The sequence below is a fragment of the Pilimelia terevasa genome, from assembly GCF_014647915.1.
In the GTDB taxonomy this organism is placed as follows: Bacteria; Actinomycetota; Actinomycetes; order Mycobacteriales; family Micromonosporaceae; genus Pilimelia; species Pilimelia terevasa.
Genome location: NZ_BMQC01000003.1, coordinates 395,164 through 403,167 on the forward strand (window position 1 = coordinate 395,164; position 8,004 = coordinate 403,167).

The 8,004-nt window shown below is 70.2% G+C and carries 9 protein-coding genes and 2 pseudogenes; 6 read left to right on the top strand and 5 right to left on the bottom strand.

Translation table 11 applies throughout. The features are described 5' to 3' along the window. Positions 1-651 precede the first annotated feature (651 nt). On the bottom strand, positions 652-1,302 hold the full coding sequence (locus tag IEY75_RS21390; protein ID WP_189113362.1) for an alpha/beta fold hydrolase: 651 nt from the start codon (positions 1,300-1,302) through the stop codon (positions 652-654). On the opposite strand from IEY75_RS21390, the gene IEY75_RS07010 reads away from it, so the two are divergent. The 3 genes from IEY75_RS07010 (at position 1,193) to IEY75_RS07020 (ending at position 2,644) form a co-directional block, all read left to right on the top strand. Beyond that, positions 1,193-1,648 (top strand): PaaI family thioesterase, encoded by a 456-nt coding sequence (locus IEY75_RS07010; RefSeq protein WP_229789408.1) that lies wholly within the window; start codon positions 1,193-1,195, stop codon positions 1,646-1,648. The two genes, IEY75_RS21390 and IEY75_RS07010, sit on opposite strands and share 110 nt — an antisense overlap. Positions 1,649-1,961: 313 nt before the next feature. Further along, positions 1,962-2,366 (top strand): VOC family protein, encoded by a 405-nt coding sequence (locus IEY75_RS07015; RefSeq protein WP_189113364.1) that lies wholly within the window; start codon positions 1,962-1,964, stop codon positions 2,364-2,366. Next, positions 2,363-2,644 (top strand): winged helix-turn-helix transcriptional regulator, encoded by a 282-nt coding sequence (locus IEY75_RS07020; RefSeq protein WP_189113365.1) that lies wholly within the window; start codon positions 2,363-2,365, stop codon positions 2,642-2,644. Before IEY75_RS07015 ends, IEY75_RS07020 begins: the two co-directional genes overlap by 4 nt. A gap of 505 nt (positions 2,645-3,149) precedes the next feature. Here IEY75_RS07020 and IEY75_RS21395 read toward each other — a convergent pair. The 3 genes and pseudogenes from IEY75_RS21395 to IEY75_RS07035 form a co-directional block, all read right to left on the bottom strand. Then, positions 3,150-3,332 (bottom strand): annotated as a pseudogene (locus IEY75_RS21395) (NAD(P)/FAD-dependent oxidoreductase); the annotation flags it as partial. Next, positions 3,329-3,742 (bottom strand): arsenate reductase ArsC, encoded by a 414-nt coding sequence (locus tag IEY75_RS07030; protein WP_189113366.1) that lies wholly within the window; start codon positions 3,740-3,742, stop codon positions 3,329-3,331. The gene IEY75_RS07030 and the pseudogene IEY75_RS21395, both read right to left, overlap by 4 nt. Positions 3,743-3,789: 47 nt before the next feature. Then, on the bottom strand, positions 3,790-4,548 hold the full coding sequence (locus IEY75_RS07035; protein ID WP_189113367.1) for an aquaporin: 759 nt from the start codon (positions 4,546-4,548) through the stop codon (positions 3,790-3,792). Positions 4,549-4,723: 175 nt separating this feature from the next. Between IEY75_RS07035 and IEY75_RS07040 the strand changes: the two are divergent. Then, a pseudogene (locus IEY75_RS07040) lies at positions 4,724-5,146 on the top strand (cation efflux transmembrane domain-containing protein); the annotation flags it as partial. Here the strand turns inward: IEY75_RS07040 and IEY75_RS07045 are convergent. Further along, positions 5,112-5,468, bottom strand: a complete 357-nt coding sequence (locus IEY75_RS07045) for an ArsR/SmtB family transcription factor (protein WP_189113368.1) — start codon at positions 5,466-5,468, stop codon at positions 5,112-5,114. The pseudogene IEY75_RS07040 and the gene IEY75_RS07045 sit on opposite strands and share 35 nt — an antisense overlap. 262 nt (positions 5,469-5,730) lie before the next feature. Here IEY75_RS07045 and IEY75_RS07050 point away from each other — a divergent pair, with 262 nt between their 5' ends. Further along, positions 5,731-7,545: an NAD(P)-binding domain-containing protein gene (locus IEY75_RS07050; RefSeq protein ID WP_229789409.1), complete on the top strand. Its 1,815-nt coding sequence runs from the start codon at positions 5,731-5,733 to the stop codon at positions 7,543-7,545. Then, complete coding sequence (locus IEY75_RS07055) at positions 7,523-7,879, top strand: hypothetical protein (protein WP_189113369.1); 357 nt, start codon at positions 7,523-7,525, stop codon at positions 7,877-7,879. Before IEY75_RS07050 ends, IEY75_RS07055 begins: the two co-directional genes overlap by 23 nt. Positions 7,880-8,004 lie beyond the last annotated feature (125 nt).

Genomic DNA, 8,004 nt, shown 5'->3' on the forward strand with positions numbered 1-8,004 from the left:
TGACTTTTACTGACGACTGAGCCCGCGGTTCGGGTGTCCTTGCTGTTGGTCCGTCGTCCGCTTAGCTGGCGCACCACCGGTGGTGCTGGCCGGGCGGGCAGTGACCTCATAGGAGTCTGATCGCAGCCGGTCCCGTCACAGTCCCGTCCACCCGGCCGGCCAGCGTCAGGAACCCCGTTCGTCCTGGTGAGAGCCGGAGTGTTCGCAGTGTCAAGCACAAGCGCCGACCGAGTTGGCGGCGCTGGCGGTGGTGTGTCTGAGGGTACGCCAACGGCCGGTGAGGATGGCGAATCCACTGTCGCAAACCTGTCTATTCCGACGCCCCGCGCCTCCATCATCGTCCGCTACGGACGTGACGCCCGCGTCGTCTCCGCGCGGCTCCAGCAGACTTGCTGAGATCACCTCAATGACCAACGCTCGATCCGTGCAACATTTTGGCGACTCAGTCACGAACTCACGGTAGCCTCGCGGCCACCGTACTAATAGACGACTCAGACTACGACCAATGGAACGTCCGTGCGCAGCAGCAGCACTCCTAGTGCGCTGGCGACGAAAATGGAACCGATGACGACTCCGGCGCCGGGCCATCCGCCGCGGGACGTTCACCTCGGTGCCCGACCTGATCGGCGCGATCCGAGCATTCATCGACGCCTACAACCAGCGATGCGAACCATTCCGGTGGACCAAGACCGCCGACCAGACCCTCATCAAAGCGGGATTCTGCTCGTCCGCGGCTCTGGCCGCGGCACGCTCACGTTCAAGGATTGCATCGTATAGATCGACCTGATGCGGCAGCGAAGGGTCGACCAACACGAGCCCTTTCACCTCGGCGGGGTAGGTTTCGGCGTTGGCCGCCAGTAGTCCGCCGAAGGAGTGACCGACCAGCACGTGGGGCCGGGCACGGTGGCCGCGCCGAGTAGATCGTGCAGGGTCACGCACGCTGTCCTTGCCGGTGTGCCGCGTCGGGACCCGGTCACTGCTGCCCATGTCCACCCCTGGCAAGCGCAGGTCCGGACGGAGGGGAACGCATGCTCGGCAAACCCGCCACCCCGCCGACCGGCAACGAGGGCAGCGCCCGCGGTGACCCGCTTCTCCGGTGCCGCCATTGTCATAATCGACGTAGTGCTGCTGGTAGAACAAGCGGTCAACCAGCACCCGACACCGACAGCAGGGCGCGCCGGGAAGGAACCCCGTGGAAGAGGACAAGAACGAAGCCGCTAGCCCCGCCGTCCGGCAGCGGATCACCGCCAGCTTCGAACGGCAGGGCCTGATGCGGCACCTCGGCGCCCGGCTGACCCACATCGGACCCGGACGCGTGCACATCGCCCTCGACGCCCGGCCCGATGTGACCCAGCAGCACGGCTACATCCACGCCGGAGCCACCAGCGCCATCGCCGACACCGCTGGCGGATACGCCGCCCTCACCCTGTTCCCCGAGGACGCCGAGGTCCTCACCGTCGAGTACAAGATCAACCTACTGGCGCCGGCGGCTGGCGACCGCCTCGAAGCGGTCGGCACAGTCCTCAGAGCCGGCCGGACGCTAACCATCTGCCAGCTAGAGGTTTTCAGCACCGACGTCACCGCGACGACGCTCGTCGCCGCGGGCCAGCAAACCCTCATCCGCGTGCACCCGAAGCCGGAACAATGACCGAATGACCGGCGACCCGACGATCTGCCCCCGTGGGGGACATGGAACGCCGCCCGTTCGCCGCCCAGGCGCGAGCAGCTAACGCCCGCCCGTACCACGGTCGCCTCGCGCTGGTAGTCAAGTTCAGGCGCCGGCCCGCGGCTTCGTCACCAGAGACCGGGCCGGTGACCTTCACGATCCGGCCGTCGATGCGTTGCGGTATCGCGGTGGTGAAGCTGCCGCTGTCGGTGAGCACGATCATGGCGGCGTTTGTCGCCCAGGAGCGCGCGGCCGGGACTTGACTTGTCACTTGTATTTTGCAAGTGTCGGCTACATGAGCCTTTTCATCACCTGCCCGGTCGAGAGCGTCACGCGCGCAACCGCCTTCTACACCGCCCTCGGCTGGACCCTCAACGCCGAAATGTCCGACCACAACGTGTCGTGCTTCGCGATCGCGCCCGAGCAGTACGTCATGCTCGGCAGCCGCGAGATGTACGCCAGCGTCGGCGGCGCCGAAGCGCTGATCGGCGGCCCTCAGACGCCCTCGAAGGTCACGGTCTCCTTCGACCTCGGCAGCCGCGAGGCGGTCGACGAACTCGTCGACCGCGCCGGCGCCGCCGGCGGCCGGATCGGTGACACCGACGACTATCCCTTCATGTACCAGCGCCAATTCGACGACCCCGACGGCTACCACTACTCGCCGTTCTGGATGAAGGCGGACGCCCATCCGACCGCGTGAGCGACCTCGCCGCGGCCCTCGACATCGTCGGAGCACGGTGGGCCCTGCTCATCGTGGAACGGCTGCTCGACGGGCCACAACGCTACGGCGATCTGCAGCGCGACCTCGGCGTGCCGACGAACATCCTCGCGACCCGCCTGCGCGAACTCGAAACGGCTGGCGTGCTGTTCCGCCTGCCCCTCCGGCACAACACCCGGGCCTACACGCTGACCGATCGCGGGCTCGCCTTGCGCGAGGCGATCTTCGCACTCAGACACTGGGGCGCCGAGGAGCCCTAGGTGCGGCACGGAATCGCGATGCGCTCCGACAAGCTCCGATAGGCCGCCACCGCCAACAAGGCCGCCGGGCTCACCGCACCACAGACAGGGCCTCGACATGATGGCGGTCAAGGAGCACGACGCTTTTGCAGCGCCTGCCGAAGCACCTCGACCAGCCCAGCCAGTCGATCGGTCGGGCGACGCGATCTTGTCGGACACGCCGTTCTGGCCGCTCCGGGCGCGACTACGGACGGCATCGGTCGCGCCTCGCGTCACGGCTTTGAGGTGGCGCCTTCATGCACCGCGCAATGGGCCGCACCGGCAGCCGCTGCCGACCGGCCGTGCCCTCGGGTGCGGGTAGCGGGACGCGCGTGACTGGCGAAGGGTGGGCTGCTGTACCGCGGACGTGAGAGGTGATGGTCAGGGTCATCTGCCGCAGTCGTCCGAGGCCCTGTCCGAGGCCGTGCCAGACGCGGTCGCTGCGCCGGCTGATCACGGACCACCCCGGCCAGCCGCAGGCACCTCAGGGACCCATGACTGCGTCGGGGAAGCCGGGGAAGTTCTCCACCTCGGTAGTGGTCATCGGCGCCCTGCCGTACTGCATGCCTTCGATGACCAGCCGGTGCAGGCTCGCACGCCCCGCGTAGACGGCTGCGGTGTATCCGGCGGGGCCGGAACCGATGATGATCAGATCGCGGATGTCGGTCATCGCGGGTGTGCCGGGACAAGTTCGGCCAGCAGCGCCCGGACCCGGCTTTCGATGTCGTCGCGGATCGGGCGCACGGCGTCGATGCCCTGGCCGGCGGGGTCGCCGAGTTTCCAGTCCTCGTAACGCTTGCCGGGGAACACCGGGCAGGCGTCCCCGCAGCCCATCGTCACGATCACATCGGAAGTCTCAGCGGTCTCCCATTCGAGCTTCTTCGGGGTTTGGTCGGTGATGTCGACGCCGACCTCGGCCATCGCGGCGACGGCGGCGGGGTTGATCGTGTCGGCGGGTGCGGAGCCGGCGGAGCGGACCTCGACGGTGTCGCCGGCGAGGTGGCGTAGCCAGCCGGCGGCCATCTGGGAGCGGCCGGCGTTATGGATGCACACGAACAGCACGCTGGGCTTGTCAGCCATCACGGGCCTCCTTCAAACGGTGGTTGGCAGATGGTGGTGGTGGCTGGTTACGGTCGGCGTCCGGCTGACCTGCGCCGACGCGCGGTATCGGCGTGTGGGGCGATGACGTCATCGGCTTTCGCGCCGGCATCCGGGTACAGGGCGACGATGAGGCCGACGCCAACAGCGAGCCCAACAAGCTGGGCGACGATGTATCCGGGTACGGATGCAGGGGCGATGCCGGCGAAGGTGTCGGTGAACGCGCGGCCGATGGTGACGGCCGGGTTGGCGAAGCTGGTCGATGAGGTAAACCAGTACGCCGCGCCGATGTAGGCGCCGACCGCGGCGGGGGCGACGGCGGTGCGGCCGGAGCGGACCAGGGCGAAGACGAGCAGCAGCAGGCCGGCGGTGGCGACAATCTCACCGAGCCACAGGTGCGCGCCCGTGCGGCTGGTGCCCGACAGCTTGACAGCGGCCAGGGCGAACATCAGGTTCGCCAGGATCGACCCAGCGATCGCCCCGGCGGTCTGCGCCAGCACGTAGCCGCCAAGGTCTGTCGCGGTGAGGCCGGTGCGGGTGCGGCGGCCCAGGAACCAGTCCGCAGCCGAAACGACGGGGTTGAAATGGGCGCCGGAGACCGGACCGAACGTCAGGATCAGCGCCCCCAACGCCAGGGCCGTGGCGGTCGAGTTCTGCAGCAGCTGCAGTCCGACGTCGTTCGGGGAAAGTCTGGTGGCCATCACGCCAGAGCCGACCACGGCGGTAACGAGCAGGGCGGTGCCGGTGAACTCGGCGAGCAGCCGTCGCCACAGGGTGTTGGTGTGCAAGAGGGGGTCTCCGGTCTTGGACAAAGCTCTCGGTGAACAAGGACTGTGGGCGGGTGGGCCGGTCAAGCGGTGGTGACGTTCGGCTGTGCGATCAGGGTGCGGACGCGCTCTTGCGGGGCGTCGCGGATCGGCCGGACCTGCTCGACGCTCAAGCCGGCGGGGTTGACCTCACTGCCGGCACCTGCTGGGTGAGGCCGACGCCGAACCGTCGCCGGTTGGTATCGGGATCGCCGCCCTGTCAGTTGTGGTGATGCCGGCGCTGGTGTGGGCCAAGCGTCGCACCGGCCGGGAATTACGGTCCGCGACGGTACTGGCCGACTCCACTCAGGGGCTGCTGTGCACGTACCTGTCGGTGATCCTGCTGGCCGGGCTGATCCTCAACGCGACACTCGGCTGGTCCTGGGCCGACCCCGTTGCCGCTCTCGCCATCGCGGCCGTCGCCGCCCGCGAAGGCTGGCAAGCCTGGCGCGGCGAACAGTGCGACGACTGCGCCCTCCCCGCCCCGGCAGCCGCTGGCGAACCAACGCCTGCTGCGCCCATCCGCACGACCGACGCCGTACCAATCAGGCAGCGGCGGCGGTCTCCAGCAGGGCACTGAGCTGACGCATCGCCTCCGGCCGGGCCCGGTACCAGACCCAGGTGGCGCGGCGGTCGCCCTCGACCAGCCCGGCCTCGCGCAGCACCCGCAGGTGATGCGAGATCGTCGGGCCGGACAGGTCGAACGCATCGGTCAGGTCGCAGACGCACACCTCGGGCGCGGAGGCGATCATCGACATCAGCCGCAGCCGCACCGGGTCACCGAGCGCCTTGAACATCGGCGCGACCGCCACCGCCTGCTCGGCGTCCATGGGGCGGACTGCCAGGGGTGGGCAGCATGCGGCGGCGTTGAGGTCCACCACCGGAAGGTTCTGCTTCGACATACCTCTAGGTTGACAGATATCTAATCAGCGTGCAACGCTGGGACTCTGATTCGAAATCTGTCTAGACAATAGGTGGTGGTGATGTCGATCTTCCGCCGCCGCAAGGCGAAGCTGCGTGTTGCCTTCTGTGACGCGTGTGGCCAGGTGTGCACGCCCGCCTGCCAGCGCAGACCCGCTGCCGCGCGGTCCGGGATGCCGCCGCGACCGCCACGATCTTCCGCTGACCCGCCTTCGCTCGCCCTACCGACTTCGGGAGCCCGCCATGACCGACAACACCACCACCGCCAGCTCCACCGGGCCGTGCTGCGGCACCGCCACCGCCGCGACCGCCGCGGGAGCCTGCTGCGACCCGGTCGCCAAGACCGAGGCTGTCGCCGCCGGCGCAAGCTGCTGCGGCACCCCAGCCGGCACCGCCGACTCGGAGCCCGGTGAGAGCAGCGCCGCGGACGGCCACGAACCTCCCGCCGCCGCCGGGTGCTGCGGCGGCGCCGCAGCCACCGTCGCCTCGACCGCCGCAATCACGCCGGCCCCGGCATCCCCGAGCGAGCAGGCCGCATCGCCGCGGGAGCTGCCGGTAGCAGTGATCGGTGCCGGGCCCGTCGGGTTGGCCGCCGCCTCGCACCTGCACGAGCGCGGCCTGCCTTTCGTGGTGCTGGAAGCCGGCGACAGCATCGCCGCCTCGGTGCGCCGGTGGTCGCACGTGCGGCTGTTCAGCCCGTGGCGGTACAACATCGACGCCGCCGCCCGCCGCCTCCTCGACGCTGCCGGCTGGACCGCCCCCGACGACGAGGCCCTACCCACCGGCGGGCAGCTCGTGGAGCAGTACCTGCAGCCGCTGGGCAAGCTGCCCGCGATCGCCGACAACCTGCGGCTGGGCGCCCGGGTCGTGGCGATCGCCCGCGCCGGCGTGGACCGGGTCCGCAGCGCCGGCCGGGAGAACCAGCCCTTCGTGATCCGCCTCGCCGACGGCACCGACCTGCCCGCCGCCGCGATCATCGACGCCGCCGGCACCTGGCGCACCCCGAACCCGCTCGGCGTCAACGGCCTACCCGCCCACGGCGAACCCGACGCCGCCGACCTGATCGACCACGCCCTACCCGACGTCCTCGGAGCCGACCGGCAGGCCCACGCGGGCCGCCACACCGTCGTCGTCGGCGCCGGCCACTCCGCCGCGAACACCCTGCTCGACCTCGCCGTCCTCGCCGAGACCGCGCCCGACACCCGAATCACGTGGGCCATCCGCTCCGCGTCGGCGACCCGCGCCTACGGCGGTGAGCAGGCCGACCAGCTACCCGCCCGCGGGGCGCTGGGCGCCGGCCTGCGCACCCTGGTCGACGCCGGCCGCGTCGCACTCGTCGACGGCTTCGGCGTCCACACCGTCCGCCGCACCACCACCAGCGGGGTAGAGCTGGTCGCCCGAGACGGACGCACCCTGGCCGCCGACCGCGTCGTCGCGGCCACCGGATTCCGGCCCGACCACAGCATCGCCGACGAACTGCGCCTCGACCTCGATCCGATCCTGGGCTGCACCCGCGAACTCGCCGACCTGATCGACCCCAACGAACACTCCTGCGGCACCGTGCGCCCGCACGGCCACCGCGAGCTGGCCCAGCCCGAACCGAACTACTACGCGGTCGGGATGAAGTCCTACGGCCGTGCCCCGACGTTCCTGCTGGCCACCGGCTACGAGCAGGCCCGCTCGGTCGCCGCAGCGCTGGCCGGGGACTTCACCGCCGCCGACGACATCCAACTCGACCTGCCCGAAACCGGCGTCTGCTCCTCCAACCTGAACAGCGACGCCACCGCGAAGGACCTGGCCGACCGGCACGGCATCGACCCGGCCATCCCGGCCCGGCTCGCCGCCGCCACCCTGCCGCTGCTCGCCGCCGCCGCCAGCACCGAAGCAGCCGTCCGGGCCGCCGCCGACCAGATCGGCCTCGACGGCGACCTCGCCGTCCGCATCGCCGCCGACGCCACCAGCACCGACACCGCCGGCGAAGGAGGGTTGCCGTCGGCAGCCGGGCTGATCACCCTCGCCCCCGCGGCCAGCGGCGGTGGCGGCGGCTGCTGCGGGTGACCACCAGCACGAAGGTCGGGTCCTCATCGGCGGCCTCGCGGCGCCCCAGACCATCGGCTACGGCACCTGCTACTACGCCGGCGCCGTCCTACCCACCCCGCTCGCCGCCGAACTGAACACCTCCACCGCCTCTGTGACCGGCGCGTTCACCGCCAGCATCCTCACCCGCGCCGCCCTCGCCGTGCCGGTCGGCCGTTGGCTGCACCGCCGCGGCGGCCGGACACCGATGACCGCCGGCTCCGCCACCGCGGCAAGCCTCGACGAAGCCGCCTTCGCCGTCGTCATCAACACCACCCCGCCACACGGGTCTTGCTGGGGAGATCCAAACCTGTAGTGAAGTGATCTCAGCAAGATTCGGGTAGGTACTTGTACTCGAAATGGGTCAGGTGCAGCGCGGCGGCGACGATGTCACCAATTCGGCGGGGGCTGACGGTAGTGTGGCGCAGCGTTCTCCAGCGT

Excerpts from the sequence above, each read along its gene's own strand:
- IEY75_RS07015 (WP_189113364.1), top strand. The coding sequence starts at position 1,962 with ATGAGCCTTTTCATCACCTGCCCGGTCGAGAGCGTCACGCGCGCAACC.
- IEY75_RS07045 (WP_189113368.1), bottom strand. The coding sequence starts at position 5,468 with ATGTCGAAGCAGAACCTTCCGGTGGTGGACCTCAACGCCGCCGCATGC.
- IEY75_RS21390 (WP_189113362.1), bottom strand. The coding sequence starts at position 1,302 with ATGTGGGTCAGCCGGGCGCCGAGGTGCCGCATCAGGCCCTGCCGTTCG.
- IEY75_RS07030 (WP_189113366.1), bottom strand. The coding sequence starts at position 3,742 with ATGGCTGACAAGCCCAGCGTGCTGTTCGTGTGCATCCATAACGCCGGC.
- IEY75_RS07050 (WP_229789409.1), top strand. The coding sequence starts at position 5,731 with ATGACCGACAACACCACCACCGCCAGCTCCACCGGGCCGTGCTGCGGC.